Source organism: Shewanella sp. DNRA4, from assembly GCF_012843185.1.
In the GTDB taxonomy this organism is placed as follows: domain Bacteria; phylum Pseudomonadota; class Gammaproteobacteria; order Enterobacterales; family Shewanellaceae; genus Shewanella; species Shewanella xiamenensis.
This window is the reverse complement of the sequence record NZ_JABAIP010000004.1, coordinates 193,456-214,976: the sequence shown is the minus strand read 5'-3', so window position 1 is coordinate 214,976 and position 21,521 is coordinate 193,456. Positions and strand designations below refer to the sequence as shown.

At 43.7% G+C, this 21,521-nt stretch carries 20 protein-coding genes; 9 read left to right on the top strand and 11 right to left on the bottom strand.

The genetic code is table 11. The features are described from left to right. Nucleotides 1-57 precede the first annotated feature (57 nt). On the bottom strand, nt 58-279 hold the full coding sequence (locus HG547_RS06130) for a hypothetical protein (RefSeq protein ID WP_211164565.1): 222 nt from the start codon (nt 277-279) through the stop codon (nt 58-60). 474 nt (nt 280-753) lie between these two features. Between HG547_RS06130 and HG547_RS06125 the strand changes: the two genes are divergently transcribed. The 6 genes from HG547_RS06125 (at nt 754) to HG547_RS06100 (ending at nt 5,937) form a co-directional block, all read left to right on the top strand. Then, nucleotides 754-2,289 carry a phosphorylase gene (locus tag HG547_RS06125; RefSeq protein ID WP_169547314.1) on the top strand — a complete coding sequence of 512 codons (1,536 nt, stop codon included), beginning with the start codon at nt 754-756 and terminating at the stop codon, nt 2,287-2,289. 46 nt (nt 2,290-2,335) lie between these two features. Further along, the gene (locus tag HG547_RS06120) at nt 2,336-3,283 is read left to right on the top strand and encodes a CBASS oligonucleotide cyclase (protein WP_169547313.1); all 948 of its coding nucleotides are present in this window, start codon (nt 2,336-2,338) and stop codon (nt 3,281-3,283) included. 2 nt (nt 3,284-3,285) lie between these two features. Next, nucleotides 3,286-3,786: a hypothetical protein gene (locus HG547_RS06115; protein WP_169547312.1), complete on the top strand. Its 501-nt coding sequence runs from the start codon at nt 3,286-3,288 to the stop codon at nt 3,784-3,786. Next, nucleotides 3,783-4,679: an ATP-binding protein gene (locus HG547_RS06110; RefSeq protein ID WP_169547311.1), complete on the top strand. Its 897-nt coding sequence runs from the start codon at nt 3,783-3,785 to the stop codon at nt 4,677-4,679. Before HG547_RS06115 ends, HG547_RS06110 begins: the two co-directional genes overlap by 4 nt. Nucleotides 4,680-4,705: 26 nt before the next feature. Next, nucleotides 4,706-5,266, top strand: coding sequence for a 3'-5' exonuclease (locus tag HG547_RS06105; protein ID WP_169547310.1), 561 nt, complete (start codon nt 4,706-4,708; stop codon nt 5,264-5,266). 197 nt (nt 5,267-5,463) lie between these two features. Then, a complete protein-coding gene (locus HG547_RS06100; RefSeq protein WP_169547309.1) occupies nt 5,464-5,937 on the top strand; it encodes a DUF4231 domain-containing protein in 474 nt (157 codons plus the stop codon). Between the two features lie 25 nt (nt 5,938-5,962). Here HG547_RS06100 and HG547_RS06095 read toward each other — a convergent pair whose 3' ends face one another. The 9 genes from HG547_RS06095 to HG547_RS06055 all read right to left on the bottom strand — a co-directional run bounded on the left by HG547_RS06095 (nt 5,963) and on the right by HG547_RS06055 (nt 16,913). Next, the gene (locus HG547_RS06095) at nt 5,963-6,223 is read right to left on the bottom strand and encodes a hypothetical protein (RefSeq protein ID WP_169547308.1); all 261 of its coding nucleotides are present in this window, start codon (nt 6,221-6,223) and stop codon (nt 5,963-5,965) included. Nucleotides 6,224-6,337: 114 nt separating this feature from the next. After that, nucleotides 6,338-6,778 (bottom strand): hypothetical protein, encoded by a 441-nt coding sequence (locus HG547_RS06090; protein WP_169547307.1) that lies wholly within the window; start codon nt 6,776-6,778, stop codon nt 6,338-6,340. Continuing rightward, nucleotides 6,775-8,898, bottom strand: coding sequence for a hypothetical protein (locus HG547_RS06085; protein WP_169547306.1), 2,124 nt, complete (start codon nt 8,896-8,898; stop codon nt 6,775-6,777). Before HG547_RS06085 ends, HG547_RS06090 begins: the two co-directional genes overlap by 4 nt. 7 nt (nt 8,899-8,905) lie before the next feature. Next, a complete protein-coding gene (locus tag HG547_RS06080; protein ID WP_169547305.1) occupies nt 8,906-10,648 on the bottom strand; it encodes a hypothetical protein in 1,743 nt (580 codons plus the stop codon). Beyond that, complete coding sequence (locus HG547_RS20970) at nt 10,611-11,978, bottom strand: tyrosine-type recombinase/integrase (protein WP_169547304.1); 1,368 nt, start codon at nt 11,976-11,978, stop codon at nt 10,611-10,613. The genes HG547_RS06080 and HG547_RS20970 overlap by 38 nt, the downstream gene beginning before the upstream one ends. A 177-nt stretch (nt 11,979-12,155) precedes the next feature. Next, on the bottom strand, nt 12,156-13,607 hold the full coding sequence (locus tag HG547_RS06070) for a DUF2235 domain-containing protein (protein WP_169547303.1): 1,452 nt from the start codon (nt 13,605-13,607) through the stop codon (nt 12,156-12,158). A 363-nt stretch (nt 13,608-13,970) separates the two neighbouring features. After that, nucleotides 13,971-15,329 carry a glutathione-disulfide reductase gene (gene gorA / locus HG547_RS06065; RefSeq protein ID WP_169547302.1) on the bottom strand — a complete coding sequence of 453 codons (1,359 nt, stop codon included), beginning with the start codon at nt 15,327-15,329 and terminating at the stop codon, nt 13,971-13,973. Between the two features lie 167 nt (nt 15,330-15,496). Beyond that, nucleotides 15,497-16,027: a hypothetical protein gene (locus HG547_RS06060; protein ID WP_169547301.1), complete on the bottom strand. Its 531-nt coding sequence runs from the start codon at nt 16,025-16,027 to the stop codon at nt 15,497-15,499. A 100-nt stretch (nt 16,028-16,127) separates the two neighbouring features. Further along, complete coding sequence (locus HG547_RS06055; protein WP_169547300.1) at nt 16,128-16,913, bottom strand: hypothetical protein; 786 nt, start codon at nt 16,911-16,913, stop codon at nt 16,128-16,130. A gap of 268 nt (nt 16,914-17,181) precedes the next feature. Here HG547_RS06055 and prlC point away from each other — a divergent pair, with 268 nt between their 5' ends. Beyond that, a complete protein-coding gene (prlC, locus tag HG547_RS06050; protein WP_169547299.1) occupies nt 17,182-19,221 on the top strand; it encodes an oligopeptidase A in 2,040 nt (679 codons plus the stop codon). Between the two features lie 128 nt (nt 19,222-19,349). Further along, complete coding sequence (locus tag HG547_RS06045; protein WP_037423843.1) at nt 19,350-19,880, top strand: thioesterase family protein; 531 nt, start codon at nt 19,350-19,352, stop codon at nt 19,878-19,880. Between the two features lie 12 nt (nt 19,881-19,892). On the opposite strand, the gene HG547_RS06040 is transcribed toward HG547_RS06045, so the two are convergent. Further along, nucleotides 19,893-20,540: a glutathione S-transferase family protein gene (locus HG547_RS06040; protein ID WP_037423840.1), complete on the bottom strand. Its 648-nt coding sequence runs from the start codon at nt 20,538-20,540 to the stop codon at nt 19,893-19,895. A 206-nt stretch (nt 20,541-20,746) separates the two neighbouring features. Between HG547_RS06040 and HG547_RS06035 the strand changes: the two genes are divergently transcribed. Beyond that, complete coding sequence (locus HG547_RS06035; RefSeq protein ID WP_169547298.1) at nt 20,747-21,436, top strand: DNA-3-methyladenine glycosylase I; 690 nt, start codon at nt 20,747-20,749, stop codon at nt 21,434-21,436. The last annotated feature ends 85 nt before the right edge of the window (nt 21,437-21,521 follow it).

Below are 21,521 nucleotides of genomic sequence, written 5' to 3'. Positions count from 1 at the left end.
TATGACAAACCCACCTAAGAGAGAGTTTTTAAGGTGGGTTTGTTCTTCCGAAGAGCACTATCTTATCGACATCACCTTACTTCTATTAACTTGCGCTAATTTTTCTCGAAGCTCCGCACTATCAAACTCCAACTCATCAATACGGGCTAATGCTTGAAACAACTTATCGTTTGGGTGATGCTGTGCCGCCGCAAACAGGGCTATTTTTTCTCGTTCTGCTTCGTACTTGGCTTTGTCGTTATCCTTGATGCGCTTTTGCTCTTTGATCTTGGTGAACACTGCATTGTACTGTGCTTGGAATATTTCGCCTTTTCAACAAGTTTCATGTATAAATAAGGCGCATTTAATGCGCCTTATTTTATTAAATTTCAATATTTTATCTCATGGTACTGGCTTACTACTACACTCAGAGTCTGGAAAAATGCTGCAAAGCCTGTTGTTAGGCATTTTATGTTTTTCAGAAAATCTTGTGTTTTGCTACTTTCCCAAAATTTTGTCTTTTAAACCTATTACTTTTCCAGATTTTTTTATGCTCGGAATAGCATTGAATACTGTACTAACTAAGCAATACATCTGAGGTTATTCAATCATTTGTCACAAATACCATTATCTTGCTTGAAATATTGCGCTAGTGTTCCCATATAGCAGTAAATGGCATGCTGGTTTATTGAACAATTTAGATGTTGAGATGGTAGCGTTTGGAGCTCAAGTCGACGAAATGATGTGAGCACAAAATATCCAAGAGAGATAATCATGGAAAACGATTTGATGCTGGCATCGTGCCACATCCTACTTGCTGGTAGCGTATCAAACACTACTGAAAATGAGCTTATTGATCGAGCTCATACATTTGTTGAGGAGTTTGTTGGCGAAGTGATAAATGCTGGCGGCGGTTTTGTGATTTATGTGGCTGCTGAACCTGTCAATGCCGATAACAAACCACTTTTGTTTGATTGGACGGTGGCTAAAGCTATTGACAAGATGCTCCCTGGCGAGAGTTCTCTGGTTCGCTTAAAGATTGTAGCTTCACATGAGCGTCTCCAGTCCAAGGCTAATCCTGAGCAGCGTAGGCTTTTAAACGGGATGATTGCGCGTGGTGTTGCCGAGCTCGTACCTCTTGAAGACGAAGTGCTGACTGGTGGCAATGTTGGCGATGAGCAAATTGAGCACGCCACTGCAATGGTGGCCTTGGGTGGAGGGAAGGGAGTTTTGGACCGCGCTCAAAAAATGGTCAAAAGGTCATTGCCTGTACTTCCACTTGATATGCAACTGGGTGCAAATAGTGAAGACGGAGCTGGAGCACTAGGTGTTCTGAAACGTTTTCAATCCAATCCACTTACCTATATGCCGAATAGCGGTAATAAAGTCGTTAAAGTTTTACCTTCTCTGTCTTTGCAAGAGCCCGTGCTTTCGTTGCAAGAAATAAGTAAACGTATAGTCAAAGTCTTTTATGAGGAAGAAAAGGCTAGGTTCGAGGCGTTACCCCCTGATGTACTTGTGCTCACCGCTTTAGACGTGGAGTTGGCTGCTGCTAAGCAAGCATTCGGTATCGCGGAAGATGCCGAGCACGTTACAACAAAGAACGGTTTGCATGTATGGAAGGCTCCCGTCTCCAAACGTGGCGGTAAGACGGCTAGCTGTGTGGTGGCATGCTTTGCGGGTGCAGGTAATGTAGACGCGGCTTCTGTGACCACTATGCTCTTGGGAGAACTGGAACCAGCTAACGTGATGATGATGGGTATAGCGGCTGGTCTTCGAGATAAATGTGCACTTGGAGAGGTCATCCTCGCAGAGCGAGTCGTCGCCTATGAAGGTGCCGCTCTTATTGAGGGAGGTAAGTCTGAAGTTAGACCAGAAGTAACTAGGTTGAACATGCGAGTTCGTCAAGATGTCAGCGCCTATCTTTCTAACCGAGCGACTCTCGAATCTCGCCTCACGGATATTTACAAGACGCTGGGTATTGAGTTCCCAGACCACGTCGACGCAGGCCCTGTTGCTCAGGGGGTGATACCGAAGACTGCTACTGTTGCTAGTGGAGAAAAACTCCTTCGCGACCCGGACAAGTTTCTTGGTATGCGTGAGCTTCATGGCAAAATTGAGATTGCTGAAATGGAAGGCGCGGGTCTTTTTGCCGCATGTGGAAATTTCGGCAAGCCTGTACTAATGGTGCGTAGCATTAGTGATTTCGGTGATGCGAAGAAAGACAACAGGTTCCACCTTTTGGCTGCGAAAGCTGCCGCCGCAGTAACTGTTGACTATATAGCTAACGGTATGACGTTGCAAAACTAAACGCCATGCCATTCATGAAACTAATTTACAAAAAGATTAGAGAACAATGCCACTGACAAACACTAACCTCATTTATTACGACAGCAATGTGCTAAGGCTATCGGCAGAAAAGCGAACTGAGTATCACGCACAGGTCGACCGACTCATTGAGGAACTACGTAAACACGTTACCCAAAAGTCCGATCTCAAGATTACTAAAGTGGTCAAAGCAGGCTCATTCGCTAAATACACAATTTTGCAAAAGACAACAGACGATCCCATCGACGTGGATGTTGTCTTCTACATCAGCGGTCAAGATGTAACTAAGTCCACATTGGCTGGACTGACAGAGCTTATTCACTCATTATTGATAGCTATTTATCCCACTAAGTCCGTTGAAGATTTTGAAATCCAACGCCGAGCAGCTACGGTAACATTTGTTAAAAGTGGATTAAGCGTGGATGTTGTGCCAGTTATTCAGGACAACTCCAATCCCGATCACGGTTGGCAATACGACCTGACTACGGGAGAGCGCAATCTTACCTGCGCCCCATGTCAGATAAAATTTGTCAAAGACCGTAAAGATACTGACAAACACTATCGGACTCTCGTACGGATGGCTAAGCGTTGGAAGAATTTTGCTAAGCCCCCAGGCCTAAAATCATTCCATATTGAGCTCATCCTTGCTTATCTGGTTGACAAGAAAGGCAAGACTGAGAATATCGAACAGCGCTTTCGGGATTTCTTACTTTTCATCGCGAATACAGAGTTAAAGGAACGCATCGATTTTCCAGAGAATGCGTTCAAATCCCAAAAGAGCTTTACAGACCCTGTGGTTATAATCGACCCGGCCAACCACGAGAACAATGTCGCCTCGCGTATTACGGAAGAGGAACGAAAGGAAATTGTGCAAATGGCGGATGCTGCATGGGAAACCGCAAATTACGCCTCACTTCAGGAAAATGAAGAAGCCTGGAAGGAAATTTTCGGCCCACGATTCAAAATTAAGGACTAAACATGAGCTCTTCATATTCAAGTACCTACTCATCTTCTTATACCGAGGCGGACGTAGAACAAGTTGTGTTGAACGTAAAGGCCGACCTGATCATGATTGCCGACAGTTCTAAGGCAATGAATAGGGATGAAGCAGAGAAGTATGCACATGATATTGAATTAGCAGCTAAGAACGGCTACCTCAATAAAGTCGATGTGACACTTTTAAACGCGTTTGGTAGCGAAGTCAAAGCCACCACCTACTCTTTCACAGATGGAGATGATGCCACTGGCACCTCCCGGCCGGGAGGTGTCCGTTGGCCCGAGACTCCATCCGGCCAAATTCGTGTTGTTCTCCATCCTAAAGCAGCTTGGGATAATGAGCCCGAAAAGGCTTCCAAGTTGCCTTGGAAGCTGAATTGGGGGCCAACTAACGTGGACATAAGTCATAGCGGGCTTACACCTTCTGGAAACCGCGGCTATAGCAGCAACGGTTTCGGTGCTAATAGGAATGATTTTTCATGACAAGATCGACAGCTTTTGAAGCACAGTTAGTGCTGCCAGACACCAATCTCACTCATCAAGCTGAGCGTCTCTTGGGGTTCGAGCCTAGATATTTACGAATCAAGAAGCAGTTGCAGCTCATGATTCAATCGGATGAGCTTGAGAAGTGGAGCAAGATTCACCATGGTAAAAGGCTCGATGTAGTGGGGTTACTCAGCGAGCAGTACCCTTTAGCAATCTTTCATGGTGATGTTGGTACGGGAAAAACTGCCAATGCTGAAGCCATCGCTAATCGTCTTGCTCGCGATGCAAAAATTGAAGATGCAATTCTTTTCAAACTGAGCAATAAAGTTCGTGGTACAGGTAAGGTTGGTGAGATGGGGTCGCTTATTGCAGATGCCTTTACCGAAATCCAACGGTCCATTGGTACAGGAAAAGGTCGCGCATTCCTAATCATCGATGAAGGCGATTCGTTGGGAGCATCTCGTAGTCAGGAGCATAGCCATCACGAGGATAAGGTGGGGGTTAATACCTTGATTCAGGCCATTGATAACCTGCGCAAACATGGCGGTCGCATTTTCACTATTTTGTGTACTAATCGCTTGGGAGTTCTTGACGCAGCGGTGGTCAGGCGTGCTTCGATTGTAGAAGAGTTTCAACGCCCTAACGACCTAGAGCGTAAACAATTGTTTGAGAAAGATCTCGCTGATTTGGCCTTCAACCCTGCCGATATTGCTAAGCTTGTTGAGGCGACAGCGGCGAAAGGAACAAACCCTACATGGACGTACTCCGATATTCGTACACGCCTCTATCCCGCAGCAGTTTCTATGGCTTTTCCTGATTCACCTTTGACTGCGCAGCATTTTCACCAAGCAGCAAATAACTTGAAGCCATCACCAATCATGCATGGGTAAATAGTGACTCATACGGGAGTTGAATAATGAGTAAAAAAGATGAAATATTTATCTCGGTTGATGTCGAAACTGCCGGCCCCGTCGTAAGTGAACACAGCATGCTCTCGATAGGAGCTTGCTTGGTGTATCAACCAGAGGTCTCTTTTTCTACGATGTTAAAACCTATTAGTGGGAAATCAATCGAAGAAGCACTAACGGTTACAGGTTTGACATTAGAGAAGGCTGAAAGAGACGGACTTACTCCAACTGAGGCCATGAGGCAGTTTGCTGATTGGATCGTTCATAACATACCCGAAAATAGCACCCCTGTGTTTGTGGGCTTGAATGCCCCGTTTGATTGGGGGTTTGTCAATTACTACTTCTTGAAATACTTTGGGAGCAATCCATTCGGATTTTCAGCATTAGACATCAAAGCTCTCTTCATGGGGGCCACAGGATGTACATGGCATGATACCAAATCCAGTTCTATTGATAAGGTTGTAAATCCACATCAAAAAGGGAACCACGATGCTCTTGACGATGCGAGATATCAAGCGGAACTATTCCGGTTAATTTACAGATTGTGCCAGAATTCGCAGAAGAACTAAGTTTATATAGTTATTCTGATGAGGTGAGTTTACTAAGAAATTCTGCCGATCAGATGATGCTACACAGGCAATGAAGAGTGCTTCTTAAATGTTCTCTAAAGCGTTGAAATTAAAAATGCTGATAATTTTTTCAGGCTAATCTTGCTAGTAAAAATGCTCTTTCTAAGACAATATAAATACAAATAAAGGAAGACGAAATGTCTGAAGATGAAAAATCTCTAGCAGAGAAATATGCAATAGAACAGGTAAACCATTACAAGAAAAAAGCAAATCATAACAAGTTTGAAAGTATTTGGTGTTTCAAAAGTGCTATGGTGTGCTCGCTCTTATGCCCCCTATTTGTAAGCCTCGGAGAAGGTATCTGGCTATCAAAAGTTATTCCATCCTTATTGTCTGCGTTTGCAGCTTTTTCCACAGCATGGCTTCAATTAAGAAAACCACACGCACTTTGGGCTGTATATCGAACTGCACAACGCAAAATTGAGACTTCCTTAGCTCATTATCAATTTAGGGTGGGAAAATATTCTGGCATGTCGGATTCAATAAAGGAAGCAGATAAACTGCTTATTTCTGAAGTTACCAACTTTGCATCTGAAGCTCACAATACTTGGGCAAAGAATGTACCAGATGCATCAAGTCTCAATAAAACGGTTCTTACTGGTAAAGAGTAAGCTATTTTTAGCTCGGCAATTCTATTCACAACTTGAAACCGTGGCTTGAACCGTCTGGTAAGTCAACATGAAGGTGGATCTTTCCTCCGCCTGATTCAACAATTTGTTTCAACTGCTGTAGGCTATCGATAGTACAGCTATCAATTTGGTAACTTGCATCAGCACCGATACGCTTGAGTAGCTCCATCAGACGAAGCTGGATCAACTGCTTCGACGCTATCTCTTCGGCTGTGTAAACGACCTCTTGAGGCTGCTCTGCAATGATGTCTTCAAGTTTTCTACCCATCTTCTCTGCCTTTGAGGTTAAGCAGGAAAACTTTCACATGTGAAAGTTTTCCTGGCTCTGTTTTTTTGGCTAGTTTAGCCAGCAAAGGGCAGTAAAACTAGCTCAGGTATACAATCACTTGATTCTCACAATCTGGCTTTGTTTGAGCTCAACTATCTGAAGTTCAAGATCTTCAATACGTGAAAGAGCGCTCCTTAGAGCATGACTTAGTTGATGATGTTCTGCGGCCATTGAAGTTAATCTTTGGGTCAATACAGCAACTTTTTCACGATACTGAATTTTTATCTTTCTTTCTTGGTTGCGCTTTTCTCTCAAAATCTCAATGTCGGATTGAACGGAAGTATCAGGCGTAAGGCACTTTAGTTTTTGTACTTCTGATTGAACTCTGAGCTTAAAATCTGGATAGTAATAGCAACTGCCATTTCCCAATCCGGCTTCTTCCTCTACAGCTCGAACCGATAATTTGCGGTGATCGGGTATTCGTTTGGTTTTTCGTTCGATGATTCGTTGCAAAGCTGCTTCAAGCTTGAGAAGTGTATTTTCTGACTTTTTCATAAATCGATAACCTGTAACGGGTGCTGATATTTTTCAAATTTCAGCCCAAAATCATTCAATACTTTCTCGGCAGCTCGAATTTGTGTAATACAGTGAGCATACTCTGAATGGCTGACATCGGATTGCTGCTTCAGATAGCTACTCAACGCTTGATGTTTCTTTTGCCACCATGACGCCTTTTTATCATCCACGACGCTACCGCCGCCACGGCAATCGACGCAGAATGCGGCATTTATTACTCCATCCATGTCACATTCATAGCCATTTTTACAATAGCTATGTAGGGTGCCATGTAAAGTTAATCGTTTTTCTTTAACCAATCGATACAAGCTATCCCAGTTGCTATAGATCACAGGTTTGTCGTCACGCATGGCGACAATAGCCTTACCAAAGCTTCCCGTTAGCTTTTCATCACCATTGAACCATTTATTAAAGTGCGCCGTTGTTTGTTCAAGTTTTACTTCGTTGAGCAAGTTAATTAGCTCACTGTCTACCTTTATATCCTGTAGGCGGGATTCGATTGCGCCATTGCCATACCATTCGCTCATGCGAACATGGATATGTTTGAATTGCTGCTTAATGGATATAGGGTGACCCAGTCCATTGCGGACGGCAAAACAGGCAAAAGTGCGTCGAAATTGATGGGTGAGAAAAGGCCAAGGCTTTCCTAACTTAACTTTGTCTTCTATGGCCCCGCCATTCTTGGGATTGAGCTGGCGACATTCAGTCAATGCTTTTTCATCAACGATTGCACCAATACTTTTCGCGAAGTTTTTCAGCCGATCATTCCATTTGGCACGAGATATGAGAATTGGCAAGTTTTTCCTTTGCGCTTGGCTAAGCCACAAGTTACTGGATGTTTCCATTAGCTTATCTACTTGTCCAGGATCGTTACTATGCGCTGCAAGTTTTACCAATTGTTCACGGGCACATGCGCTCAATGAAATTGCGAGCGATATGGCTTTTTCTACTATAGGGCTGGTGAGCCATTCTTCTTTTTTTCTACCAGCTGCAAGCTTATGTGTTGCCGCTGATACAGAGTGAAATAGTTGTCCATTGATAGTGTAAGTGCGAAAACTATCCTCATGGAGTTCAAACAGTTCGCTGACCCTCATTCCGCTGAATGCGCCGCAACATATAAAACAAGCGGCTTGAAGATTCGCTCTCCATTTAAATAACCAATTTCCGTCAACATTATGGTTGGGTAGTAAGCCTGTTCCCCTAAGATGTTGCGTGATGATCTCAGATTGAGAACGAGGAGTTGCTTTGTTGATTTCCTCAACGTATTTTTTGCTATTAAGCCTGCCTTCCACATCATAAAGCCACTTCCATCTACCGATGGCTAGCTTATAGTCTACGGCTGCACGGCCAATATCATAGTTTGATTGTAAATCGCGTTCGAGTTGGGCAAGTTTTTTTCTATGTGGCCATGCTTTTTCTACGTCACTGACTGCTTGGCCGTAAAGTAGGTTCACTAAATTTTGCGGTATGGCGAGTGCTTGTCTATGCTCCAATTTTTCTTGATCTGCCAACTTTCTCGCTAACTGTTTATAGTTGGTATTTGGTAGCAATAACTCAAAAGGAAGCCATGGATTCAGCCTTTCCACAGATTGAAGAGCGGTGAAAGCAAGTTCAAGCGTGCGTTTACTTAATGACTCATTTTGCAAATCCATTTCAAATTTTTGCCAGACATCGTGGTTGTTTAATTCGCTAAAACTATTGGCCCCGTTATTTTTCAAGCTGACTAACGATCTTTTTAATCCGATGTTAAATCTAGATGTTAAAGTGGAAAGTTTGCATTTTTGTCCAAAACAATGCCCTTGCTCGTATAGCCAGCCATAGGCTATAAGTTTTGCTTCAAGAAGCAAGTTAGGTGAGTCGGCTAAATAAGAGAAATCAAATTCTCTTTGGTTTTTATCACTGCCTTTATCCGAGGCATATGGGCTACAATCCCAGCGATTTTGGCCGAAGTGCGCTCTTAATATTTGATGTTGATCTATGCATACAGGTACTTCGTTCAATTTGTCCCAGTTATGCTCTCTGACTAATCGTTCCACATCTTGGGTGTAAAGATTGAGTGAACTAGGCGTTTCAATTGGCAAATGTAATAGTGGTTTCATTTTGTCCTCAGCTAATATTGACACTATCTATATCCATCCACAGGGGATGACGACCTTCATCTGCTAATTTTCTTCTGGCTTGCTGAACAACTTTGGGACTTAATTGTTTTAAGCGGAGGTCAATCTTTGCTAAGGCTTCGCCAAAATTTTTCTGATAATGAGCATTATCTATATGCAGGCATGCCGATTCTTCAATGCATTCGCGAAAACTAAGAGCACACCATAAATCAGTTACCGATTCGACAAGCACTTGATGTCCGCAGCTCCAACATTTGATTAAATCGGCACATGCTAGATTTTCACTTTCAGTTATGAGCCCATGTGCTCGTGCTCTTGATGTAAACTTCTCAGCCATTGCTCCCATCGGCTCTTTGCAATAACTGCCGTGCGCGCTACGAGTGGGAGGAGATGCTCGTCGGATGTATGCTTCATAGGCAAGTACTTCCACTTTTTGTGCTTCTCTAACCTTTTGTTTCGCTGACTCCACACTTTGTCTGTCACGCACGATCTGTTCTAAAGTTTGGCTTGTATCTCGGTTCATCAGATCGTTTTCATACTTGTTTCCACTTGAGTATGCATGAGCAACCGTCTGAGGAGTGTTATCCAGAAGAATTGCAGCTTCCAGTGTACCTTTTAGTGCCAAAGTTAAATGACTGCCTGTGGCGCGGAAGCGTCTTGGTACAGGCCATAGTATTTCTCCTTGTTCATCGGTCATCGGAAAGTACCTAGCTAACCATTTAGCTTTGAAGTCATTAAGTAGACATCCGCTCATCATCTGAACTTTTCTTTTTCTGTAGCTGTAAGCTGGTAACAGCAAACCATCAGGTTTAGGATCGACCAGTTTTGAGGCGGTCATTAACTGGTCAAAAAATTGGGTTGCATACTTAGGAATTTCTAGCTTGTTATGATCCCCTAGCTCTACAGTAATAGTTTTAAATGCCCTTCGTTTAAATGCAGGCATTTGATACCAATTACTTGATATGGCATTGGTTTTAGTTTGTGGACGTCTTAAGCTGTACAAAATGGTGCTATTGCTCCATGTGTAATAACTTAAGAGGAATGTGGCAGCATAAAAAATTTTTGATGCGCCACCGGCTACTGGGTAATCTTTTCCCTTCCAGGAGAATACCATTGTCTGAGCGTTGGAACTTGCTTGAATATGAAGCTCAGGATCGATAATAAATTGCTGATACAACTGCTTAAAAATACTTCTTAGCAAAGGAAGTAACTGCTTCAAATCTGCATCACTATATCCGCGAGTCGGCTCTGTTTGGGAGCATCTAGAACGTCGTGGTTTTAAAGGCTCGATATTTTTAACTGATAGATGTTGCCACTGATATAAGGAAGATAAGTCAGAGCGCAGTCTGCTTTCAGTACTATCCTTTATTTCTCCTCGTCGCTGACGGATGGAGTTATATTCTAACTCTTTGACATATGCCATTTCCGATAGCGGCGAAAGTGGTGGCGTTTGTGAATCACAAAATGCAAAGTGCCTTCTCGCGGCTAGAAATATGTTGCCTTTAGTCGCTGGTGATGCATCTTCTTTGCCTGTAATGGCGATGAACATTCTCTGTGCTATATCATCACGGTCTAATAGCTGAACATTTCCCTGCTTTATTTCAGGTGTTTTAGGAACCCCACGATACCTGAATCGATTAAAGTCTAAGAGTGTATGTGCGTTTGCTCCGTTTCGTATGGGAATACAAAGATGTTCAACCCAGGGTGCTATTAATTTCAATGTCTTGCTCATTAGCGTCCTCTAATGCTTGATGCATAATGTTGTCTAGTACAGATATCTTCTCTTTTAATGCTTCTTTTCTTTTGAGGTACTGCAAGTACTTCCATGTTGTGGATTCATTCTTATGTCCCATCCACCCCATCAGTAAGCTCAGTGCATTCGCAGGCTCAATACCTGCTTCAAGTAGGCTATGTAGTCGGTAGGTTGCATAACTACATCTAAGATCATGAAACTTATGATTAAATTGTATCCCTGACTTAATTATTGAGCGGCGAACTTCTCCAAAGCGAGAGCCTATTGTGTTTGGGTCGTATGGATTACCTTGTTGGCTAATAAATAAGGGTTCGTATCGCTGGGCTGTGGTCAGGGCGTCGAGTTTTTCCTTTGAGACATGAACAGAGTGGGATTTTTTTATGTCATTGATGCCTTTGTGTAACTCAATTCTGCTAAGAAGTTTGTCAAGTCGGCACATTCGTCGCTCACTAATGGCATAAGTTTTCAAATCTGATAAAAGGCGGCTTGTTATCTCAATAGTTCGAGTTTTATTGTATTTTGTAGGTACACCATTACTTGGTCCTATTGTTAGCTCGAAATGAGTTATAGAACCTGAGCGTTGAACCGATTGTTCTAGTGCGGCCAAAGTCAATCCTGACGCTTCTTGAATACGTAAGCCGGATTGAGCTGCGAGCAAACAGATCAGCCTAAATTCGCAAGGCACATTACGTAAATGTAGAGCTAAATGAGTGAGTGAAATTTGAGTTAAGGGCTTTAGCCCCCGAATATTCTTACTGGTTGCATCCCTCGGCGTTCTGATGCGCAAGTCTGTAGTTTGAACCAGAAATTTAGGCATCATATGAGCCAGCATGTCGCTTCTCTGTATTCTTACAAATTCGATTTCGAAGGGTTTGTGTTTCTCGTTGATGTGGTAATAACGTTCATGTGCTGCCCATAAATAAAACTGGACGACATGTGTCATATACGTGTTGGCAGTTGAGTATGCGAGCTCACCAGCTTTAACACTCTTGAGAAGTTTGTCATTTCTATATCGATATGTAGGCTTTAAACCTTTTGCTAATGGGAAGACATCCCAGATTAAATTTTCTGATTCTAGAAAGTTCCAATAATGCAAAAGCGCTCTTGCGTAGGAACTTAGATTTTCAAGTCGTTTGTTCGCTTTAAGATGAATGAACCAGTGGTTTACTGGTGCGACATATCCCCAGTTTTGGTCATAAATAGTAGGCAATGACCCTAGGTTTCGGCCATTCAGAAACTCTATAGGGTCCGTTTCAGTGATGATTTCACCACCTATATGTACGTCGTCTGATTTGATTAAGTAAGCCACAGGGTGAACTTTGCAATAGCCGCTGGTTCATCCAGTATCTACTACTGCTATCGAGATCCTAAGGCCTGTAATGTACCAATTTGGGCAGCTTGAGCGCTTGCAAATGAGGTTTATCGTTTACAGTGGGCTCTTTGGGGTGAGATCTAATGATGATTATTTAATAATCATTATTAGATCTCAGTGATATTCGAGTGCACGTTTGCAGTTTATGTAAAAATACAGGTTGTTGACGTTGTCATTCTTTAGCAAAATGATTTCAATTCTTGACATTTCATTGTTTGGAATTTGCTCCCAAATATTTTTATGGATCGTTACTAATGATGCTTTATTTGAATCATTGAAGCGATATTTAATTGTATGTGAAGCATTTTCATAACTGTAGCTAATGTCACTTCTTTTAATGCCACTATGATTATCTATAATTGTTAATTCATTATTTTCCTTAAATACATCAAAAACAATAGGCCGTATTTCTTTTGTGTCAGTGATGAAACTATGTGCGGAAGAAAGATACATAGAGTTCAATCTTTCATTCAATAGTACTATCTCTTCTGGCATTAGTGGTTTTGAATATATATTTATATACTTTCTAATTGGCCTCTCTCCAAAAATTGCTGATTTAGTTATATCAATATATCCTCGAGAATCATGATATCCTTGTGAATAAAATGACTCTTCGATATGAAATTTATTTTCATGGGTTAATCCAAGGCTGGAGAGTATAAACAACCCATAATTACGATAAAGCGTTCCAATGCCATTTTTATATGAGGAGCCTATATCTGAGTGGGAACCAGGTAGTTCGATTTGAAAAAGTCTACTTGATGACTTTACTTCACTTTTTGAACATGTGTGAAATTTAGTTTCATCATATATAATGGGTAGTGTAATGAAGTTGGGATCATAATCTTTTACACCATAAAATAAGTCTCGTCTTTCATTTTTTGCTATTATATGTATAAAGTAGTCAGTAGATTCTGAGATAGATAATTGAAGTTTATCTGATACATTTGTCGGAACTGTATCGAACATTATTGCGGTAGTTCTAACTAAAGGCTCTGTAGACGTTATAGATGCTAATAGGCTTGTTTGGAAATTTTCATCTAATAAATTCATAAAGTGTCTTCCAATTGCTGCACCTCTACTAAAGCCTAAGACAATAACTCTAACTTCAAGATTCGGGATGCCTCCCCATTCATTTGATATCTTCTCTTTTATATCTGTAATTGCTGTCTCAGCCTTACTTACGCATGTAGTACACAGCGCAGAATCTATAATGTCTTTGTATCCAGGCCCGATATAATACTGTCCCAGATAGTCTTTTTTTTTGAGGAAGTTGTACAAGTAGGCTACAATAGTTTCGCGTTCTGAATTTTTATCAAAATCGTACTGATTATTTTGCGTTCCATCGAAAGCTACTACATAGAATTTTATGTTTCTCTCACCGGTTGAATAGGTAATATTAGGGATTGATGATACTAGCTTAGATAATTTAATAAACTCTCTTTCTTCATAAGGCAAAGGCAATGGTGTTTCGCCTGAAATGAAGTTTGAGCACGATGTAAAAAAAATTATAAATATGAGCGCGTATAAAATCGGAGGAATTTTTTTATAAGTATTATGCATCATAAGTCCTGAATTTCATTATCATATCACTGATTCTTAAGTATGAATTTAATCTGCAGATAAATAATTTCACATCAAATGATGCTAGTCCATGTTTTAATTGGTGTATAAAGTAAAATGTTAATTGGTGTGGTTGAATTATAAAGAAAAAATAAATAAAATCTGGCACATATCGTATGTATAGAAAATATCTACCTTATCATTCATACAATATGCAGTCAGAAGAATTTTAAGTGAACTTCCATCTTTAGGCAATCATGTTGATGTGAGATATCGAAATAAACACCATGAGATACAAGGCCAGAAATAATTCTGGCCTTGCTAGGTTTTTCTACAGAAAAAACGTGTGTAGGTGGGTTTTCTACATTAACCCCTCATAGTAACAAATTCCTCAGCACCAGTGGGGTGGATGGCGACAACGGCATCGAAATCGGCTTTGGTGGCGCCCATTTTCATGGCGACACCAAACCCTTGGAGAATTTCGTCCATACCAAAACCAATGCCATGAATACCCACGACTTTCTCTTCTTTACCGGCGCAGACCAGTTTCATCTTACAGGCTTGGCGATAGCTAGTGACGGCGGTATACATGGAGGTGAAGGTGGAGGTGTAAACCTTCACATTATCCTCACCATATTGCGCGCGGGCTTCTGGCTCGGTTAAGCCCATAGTGCCAATCGGAGGATGGCTAAAGACCACGGTTGGGATTTGGCTGTAATCCATTTTGGCATCGCTCATGCCGTTGAATAGGCGCTCAGAGAGTAAGCGACCTGCCTTAACCGCAACGGGAGTCAGTTCCACGCCGCCCGCCATAATATCGCCCACGCAATAAATGCCTTTGTGGGTGGTATTTTGCTGTGCGTCGGTAATCACATAACCTTTGCTATCCAGTTGCACCTCGGTGTTTTCTAAACCGATATTGCCCGTCGCGGGTGAACGGCCAATGGCCCAAATCAGGCAATCGACGGTCACGCTTTCGCCATTCTCCAGATTCAGAGTCAGGCTGTCGTCGGCATTTTTGACTACAGATTGTGGGATGCTGTTAGTGTGCAGGGTTGGGCCTTCGGTCTTCATGGCATCGACGAGGGCATCGATTAGCATAGGATCGAAGTTACGCAGCGGCGCATGTTTACGCACAAACAGGTGAGTCTCACTGCCAAGTGCATGTAAAACGCCCGCGACTTCAACGGCGATATAGCCAGCGCCAACTACAGCTACACGTTTAGGTTGTTCGCGCAGGGCGAAGAAACCATCTGAATCAATACCGTATTCCGCACCCGGAATGTTAGGGATAGTTGGCGAGCCGCCAGTGGCGATCAGGATATGGTCAGCCGTGTAGTGTTCGCCATTTACTTCAATCGTGTTGCCATTAACGAAACGGCCATAGCCATTGAGCAGGGTGACTTTGTTATTGGTAAAGCCGCGACCGTAGGCCTCGTGGATGCGACCAATATAGGCTTCGCGGCTGTTTACTAAGGTGTTCCAGTCGAATTTGTTGACTGAAACATCAAATCCATAATCTTTGGCGTAGAGGTTCATGGCTTCGGCGATATGCGCACCATACCACATGACTTTTTTGGGTACGCAGCCGACGTTTACGCAGGTGCCGCCAACATGTTTTGCTTCGATGAGTAGAACTTTAGCGCCACGCATGGCAGCTCGGTTAGCTGAGGCGATACCGCCGCTGCCTGCGCCTAGGCAGATATAGTCAAAATGTTGAGCCATGAGTTTCTCCGTCTAACTCTAAGAATGAGGTGCTTATTAGCAGAAGGTCATTGTAGGTTGGAATGGGTTTGCAGACCAGCCCATTAGGTTGCTTTGGTATAGACCTTGTTTTGCCGCAAAAAATCTCAGCAAAGCACCTACTTTATCTTTGGGCGGTTAGCTCAAGCTTAACGGCGATATTGGCAGCGATAGTGATCGTCTTGGTTTGGCCCTTCTGCGCCGCATTTGAGGCATTGCCACTCCTGCTGACGGGCACTGAGCTCATCGCTATGGTAGTCGGCGGCTTGCTCTCGCTTATTGCCGATCTGGGTTTCGAGCTGTGACATGCGCGCATCAAGCCAACGGCAACTAGGATCGTTAGCGACTTTATCTCTGCTGGCGAGTTGTTGCTTGCGACTCAATTTTTTATTTTTAGTCTTAGTGGATTGCGTCTTGTTGGTCTTTGTTTTTGGGGACGTATTGTCAACATTGACGGTGGGAGGCGAATAATCCAAAGCGCTTTGCTCTGCGGGAATGGGCAGCGGTTTACCTTGACTGTCGAGCAGAGTCCCCAGTGGTAGTGAGTCAGTCGTGCTACTTTTTGACAGAGATTCTAATACTAATTCAGGCTCGCTCTCGGGTGCCGCTAAGGATGGCAGAGTACAAAATGCTAGTGTAATAAATGTGTTCGTGAGTATTTTAAACTGATGAGCCAACATTCCCTGTGCCTCGCTAAATCAAGGTCGTTCCATCGACATCTTGAGTGTAGTTTGGGCGGGAATGGTTTGCCAAGCCGAAGGGAGTTAGGCCGAGTAACGCTTAGAAGCTGATATTGAAGTGGATGCCCGCATAGGTTTGATCCTGTGAGCTAAAGTCGCCATTCGTGGCGGCTTCTTGCTCTATATCTGCCAGCGCAATACTGTGGCTAATATGGCCACTAATATTCATATTCTCGGTAAGGTTATAGCTTGCTTCTAGCCCAAACTGGAGATGATTTCTACCATTGTGCTCTTCTGTTCGATATTTAAAATCAACGCCTTGTGTTACGTAGGGGGAGAGTGTGAATTGCTCTGTTACTTGCCAATAGCTGTGTAGGCTCAGTTCCACAAAATAGCCCGCCGCCTCGGTGGAGTAGACATAACTCACGGAAGGCACTAGCCAAGGCTTGGTGGTGTAAGCCAATTCAGCAAACAGTTCGTTATCCTGACAGCGGCTACTGCTATAGCCTTCAATACGTTGATAGCCAAGATTCGCTTCTAAATGTTCACTTAAATCCAAAGCGTATTCTAGGCCAATATTCCACTCAGTATAGGCTTGGCTATCACCACGGCCAACGAGGGCATAGGTGGTGAGATTGCCGTATTGAATACTGGTATTCATCCAATAAATACCGCCTTTAGCCAAGTTATTGCGCCCCTGCGAAACATACTTGCTATCCCAGCCTAAATCGATGTTAGCAGTTAAAGGCACGTTAGCCGCAGATAATTTGCTGTTTAATATCCCTTCGGTTTGCGCCAAGCTCTCGTTGGCCAAACATGGATGGCTAAAGCAAACTAAGCTAATGGCGCCTACGGCGCTAATGATGGATTTAACTGATGCAGCCATAAATAAGCCAATCTAATTGAAAATATAGAATATGCACAGATGTTAGCCTATATACATATAAGCGTTAATGAGAATGGATTTGATTTGCGATCAAACTATCAAGATTCAAAGGGTAAATTTAGTGTAAATCCTAATTGAGAGCTGGTTCACTTTTTTATTGATGAAATGGCGTTAGGCCTACAAACGAAGATAGCAATCGGTTTTCTCGCCTTGATAAATTGAACATAAGCCCTTATTTATTAGCTACACAGATTGTAGAGGAATCATTATGAGCAACCCTTTGCTTAACGGCGCTGCATTACCGCTTTTTTCACAGATTAAACCTGAACATATTCAAGTTGCCGTTGAGCAAGCCATTGCTCAGTGTCGTGCCAAGATTGATGAAGTGCTGCAAAACCCTGGGCCTTTTACGTGGGATAACTTAGTCGCCCCGCTGGAGCAAGTGGATGATGAGTTAAGCCAGATTTGGTCACCCGTTTCCCATATGAACTCAGTGGTGAGCACAGATGAATGGCGCGCGGCCCATGATGCTTGTTTGCCACTGTTATCCGAATACGGCACTTACGTTGGCCAACACCAAGGGTTATACGAGGCCTACAAATCACTGCGTGCATCGGCAGAGTTTGCTCAATTAAGCCAAGCACAACAGATGGTGATTGAGCACAGCTTACGGGACTTCGAGCTTTCGGGTATCGGCTTAGACGATGCGCAAAAACTGCGTTATGGTGAAATCGTTAAGCGTCTTTCTGAACTTACCAGCGGCTTTTCCAATCAACTGCTCGATGCAACCCAAGCCTGGACTAAGTTAATTACCGATGAGGCAGAACTCGCTGGCTTGCCCGATTCAGCTAAAGCGGCCGCAAAAGCGATGGCCGAGGCCCGCGAATTAGAGGGCTGGCTATTTACCTTAGATTTTCCTTCCTATTTACCTGTGATGACCTACAGCGAAAACCGCAACTTGCGTGAAGAGTGTTATCGCGCCTTCGTGACTCGGGCCTCGGATCAAGGTCCAAATGCGGGCGAATTCGATAATGGTCCCTTGATGGATGAAATCCTCGCACTGCGCCACGAGTTGGCACAGTTATTAGGCTTTGATAGTTTTGCCGAAAAATCCCTCGCCACCAAAATGGCTGAAACGCCAGCGCAGGTGATGGCATTCTTAAATGAATTGGCGCTGCGTTCAAAGGATCAAGCCAAGGCCGAATTAGCCGAGTTAAAAGCCTTTGCACTGGAGCATTATGGTGTGAGCGAGATGGCTTCTTGGGACTTAAGTTTCTACGCTGAGAAGTTACAGCAACATAAGTATGAGATTTCCCAAGAGTTGCTGCGCCCTTACTTCCCTGAAGATAAAGTGCTATCTGGCTTATTTTACACTGTCTCACGCTTATTTGGCTTAAAGATTGTTGAGCAAACCGAGTTTGACCGTTGGCATAAAGACGTGCGTTTCTTTGATATTTTTGACGAAACGGGCGAGCACAGAGGCAGTTTCTATTTAGACTTATACGCCCGCACTGGTAAACGCGGCGGCGCTTGGATGGATGACTGCCGCGTGCGCCGTCAAACCGCCAATGGCTTACAGAAACCGGTTGCCTACCTCACTTGTAACTTTAATGGCCCTGTGGATGGTAAGCCTGCGCTTTTCACCCACGATGAAGTGACGACTTTATTCCATGAGTTTGGCCATGGCATTCACCATATGCTGACCAAAATCGATGTTGCTGGCGTGTCTGGTATCAACGGTGTGCCATGGGACGCGGTCGAATTACCTAGCCAATTTATGGAAAACTGGTGCTGGCAAGAAGAAGCCTTAGCGGAGATCTCCGGTCACTACGAAACCGGTGAACCTTTACCAAAAGCGATGCTAGACAAGATGTTAGCGGCGAAAAACTTCCAATCCGGCATGATGATGTTGCGCCAGCTCGAGTTTTCACTGTTCGATTTTAGACTGCACCACGAATACGACCCTGCAAAAGGCGCGCGTATTCAGCAGACCTTGGACGAAGTGCGTCGTCAGGTGGCCGTGTTAATTCCGCCAGCATTTAACCGTTTCCAACATGGTTTTGCGCATATTTTTGCCGGCGGCTATGCTGCGGGTTATTACAGCTACAAGTGGGCCGAAGTGCTGTCGGCGGATGCGTTTTCTCGCTTCGAAGAGGAGGGTATCTTCAATCCTGATACGGGCCGTAGCTTCCTGCACAACATCCTCGAAATGGGCGGTTCTGCTGAGCCTATGGACTTGTTCAAACAGTTTATGGGACGCGAGCCGAGTATTGATGCGCTGCTGCGCCACTCTGGGATTGCCGCTTAAGCCATACTAAATAGCTGTGCTTGAGCATAAAAAGGCGCCGAATGGCGCCTTTTTTGTGAGCTAGATCTCGCTTGCCCTCTGGTATGACCTCTGTTAGCCTGTGGCTCTTCTTTTTAGGGCGACTGCATATGAATCTGTATTTCCGTTTGTTTTGGTTGTTATTTTGGCGCACGCGCCATTGCCGTAAGATTGATTTTTTGGGGACGAGCCGCATTACTTATCGCGCGTTGCCCAGTGATTGCGATATCAATTTCCATCTCACTAACTCCCGTTACCCAGCGTTTATGGATCTGGCCCGCACCTATATGTTGGCCGAAATGGGGTTGCTGAAGCGTTTCCTCAAATTAAAATGGATGCCAATTGTTAACGCCGCCGAATTTACCTATATCCGCGATATCAAGCCCTTAAAAAAGTTTGAGATTGAAACCAAGGTCGTGGGCTGGGATGAAAAATATTTCTATATTGAACAACGCTTTATCAGTGAGCGCGGCCTGCATTGTATAGTGCATGTGCGTGGTGTGTTTGTGTGTAAAGGTAAGCAAGTGCCTTTAGAGGTATTAGTTAAAGAAGCAGGCTATACCGATCCGGCTCCTGAGTTACCGCCCGAAGTCGTGAAATGGAAAGCATTTTTACAATTAAAGAAAGAGCGCAATCTTTAGGACGCGCTGGTACTAGGGAATACTCCTAATCCCAGTGTCTTCTTCCATTTCGGCTAGTAGCACTTCTTCAAGCACGAGTGTCCAGGCGCCGCGAAGCTGCGCCTGTTGCCAATAACGGACTAACTCATCTAAATCCAATAGGTTTAAGTGAGCAAAGCTGTAGCTTAAGCAGGGGATCAGTGCACAGTCGGCTAAGGTAAAACTGTCGCCACACACCCAATGATTTTGACTAAGATGGCTATCTAAGCGTTGAAATTGGGTAAGCATTTGTTTTTCAATCTGCTTGATTTCGAACTCATGCCCATCAGGGGCATACTTTAATTTTTCTAATTGGAATAGTGGGTTATTGATATCAAAATCAATAATGCGATCGAATAGGCGCACCGCCAAATTCCGTTCAGCCTCCGCGGGTAATAACTCTGTACCGTTTTGAAAATGCCTGTCTAAGTATTCAATAATAATGCTGGATTCGGGGATCAGTTGGCCTTCTTGCGTTTTGAGCAATGGCAGTTTGCCAGGAGGATAAAATTGCTGGAAGGCCTTGCGTGCCAGTGGGTCGCGTAAATCAGTGATCCGCGGATAAAAGTTCGCTTGTTTCTCATAGAGAGCAATTAATACTTTCTGTGAATATCGTGATAACGGATGATAGAAAAGCTCCATAGGTACCGACCCCATAACCACTGCATTTTTTTGACTCTACGCCTTAACTTTAGTCGGTATCAACATGCGTGCAGTGGGAATTTCTTCAAAGGGCCAGAAATGGACGTAAAACAGGTTTTCCATACGGAATGATCCCCGTGGGCTCAAATTCGGTACTATTAACGCCTAGAAACGCTAGTGAAATATCGATAATCAAAGGTAACAGCATGAGCCAATTAGAAAGTTTCTCATCCATCTATGCCAGAGCGAGTGAGCGCAAAGGCGGTAAAAAGGGACTCGAAGCCTTACTTCCTGGGTGCCTAACGAGTGCTGAAATTCGTCAATACGATGATGCTACGCTGCTTTCTGCCATGAGCCGACAAGTGTTCCAGAGTGGTTTTGTCTGGCGCGTGGTCGATAATAAATGGCCTGCTTACGAAAAATCCTTCTTTCATTTTGTGCCCGAGAAGGTATTAATGTTGTCACCCGAGCAGATCCAATCTCGCGCTGCGGATGCGACCTTGATTCGCCACCTAAAGAAAACCCAAGCAATTTATGATAATGCTTTGATGATCCATGATATTGCCCGCGAACATGGCAGCTTGGCTAAGCTGATTGCCGACTGGCCGACCGAAGATATCGTCGGGCTTTGGGCGCTCTTAAAGAAGCGCGGCGCTCGTCTCGGTGGCAATACCGGGCCGTATTTTTTGCGCGCAATCGGTAAGGATACCTTTTTGTTAACCGATGATGTGCAAGGCTATTTTAAAGCGCACAAGCTGGTAGATGTCGGCTTTAGCTCGCAAACGGCGTTAAAACAGGTACAGGCCCTGTTCAATCAATGGCAGCAGGAATCGGGCCGTTGTCTTGCGGATATCAGCCGGGTGTTAGCCTGTAGCGTGGGTGATAATCGTATTTAGATAAAAAAAGACCAGCCAAATTTGGCTGGTCAAGGCTCGATATTTCAAGCAATTGGAGTACTGCAGGGAAGCAGCGGGATGAACG